Annotated in this window: 1 protein-coding gene; it reads left to right on the top strand. The window is 64.6% G+C overall.

What is annotated here, in order from left to right; genetic code table 11:
• The first annotated feature begins 166 nt into the window (after positions 1-166).
• Complete coding sequence (locus WMO66_RS01945) at positions 167-832, top strand: JAB domain-containing protein (protein WP_349134730.1); 666 nt, start codon at positions 167-169, stop codon at positions 830-832.
• Positions 833-1,089 lie beyond the last annotated feature (257 nt).

The following is a 1,089-nucleotide window of genomic DNA, read 5'->3' as shown; positions in this document are numbered from 1 at the left end:
CGCATCCGTAAGGCGGCAAAGCCGCCAACGGCTGCGCAGTGAGCGCCGCTACAGACGCAATCGGTTGGTACGTTTTTATCGGAAGCCTGTTCCTATCGTCAATGCAGCGCCGGGAGCGGCATGTCGCTCCCCTACCATATTCCATCAACGCAAAGGAGGCGATCCCATGGACGGATCCACGGCCAATCTGCTGCGGCGCTTTTTGCAGCGCGCGCCGGACGCCCTCACGGACGAGGAGCTGCTGACCCTGCTGCTGCACGCGGGCACGGGCGCAGAGGAGCCGCAGGCCCTTGCCGCGCGGCTCATCGGCCAGTTCGGCTCGCTCGGCGCGGCCCTCTCCGCCTCGCCGGAAGAGCTGGCCAGCGTGGAGGGGATGGATGCATCGCGGGCGCTGCTGCTGCGGCTCGTGACGGAGCTGCACCGGCGCTACTACCTCTCCCGGCCGTTTTCCGGCGCGCGCCTGACGGGCACGACGGATTTCGGCAATTTTCTGCTGCCGTTTTTCTACGGCGCGCGGGAGGAACTCGTCTACCTGCTGGCGCTGGATGCCGCCGGGCGGCTTCTGACCTGCACCTGCCTGAGCGAGGGCAGCGTGAACTCGGCCAACGTGCCGATGCGCAAGCTCATGCGCGCTGCGCTGAGCGCGAATGCCAGCGGCGTGGTGCTGGCGCACAACCACCCGGCGGGCATTGCCCTGCCGTCGCACGAGGATGTGGAGCTGACACGCCGCCTGCAGCAGGCACTCGACGTCGTGGACATTCTGCTGCTGGACCATCTGGTGATCGCGGATGACGACTTTGTGTCGCTGCGCGACAGCGGCTACCTGCGCTGACGGATATTGGGACATGTAAGGGATCTCCTGCCATATTTCCGGCTTGCATTCCGTCCTGCGGCGTGCTATGATAAAATTTGCGGAATTTAGGCAGCGATGAGCGGGCCTTGCCGGCATCGGTACACACTGCCGTTAAAACGATATGCACCAATGGCGTTTGTAGGGGAGCGGACAGCCGGGCCCGGCGCGGTACTGCCGACTGGTACAGGTCGTCGATAAAACGGTATGCACCGATTGCGTCTGTAGCGGCGCTCAGT

This window comes from Faecousia intestinalis (assembly GCF_040096185.1).
GTDB lineage: Bacteria > Bacillota > Clostridia > Oscillospirales > Oscillospiraceae > JAZOXB01.
Note: the sequence above shows the minus strand (reverse complement) of the source record. Positions and strands in the feature narration are given on the sequence as shown.

Excerpts from the sequence above, each read along its gene's own strand:
- WMO66_RS01945 (WP_349134730.1), top strand. The coding sequence starts at position 167 with ATGGACGGATCCACGGCCAATCTGCTGCGGCGCTTTTTGCAGCGCGCG.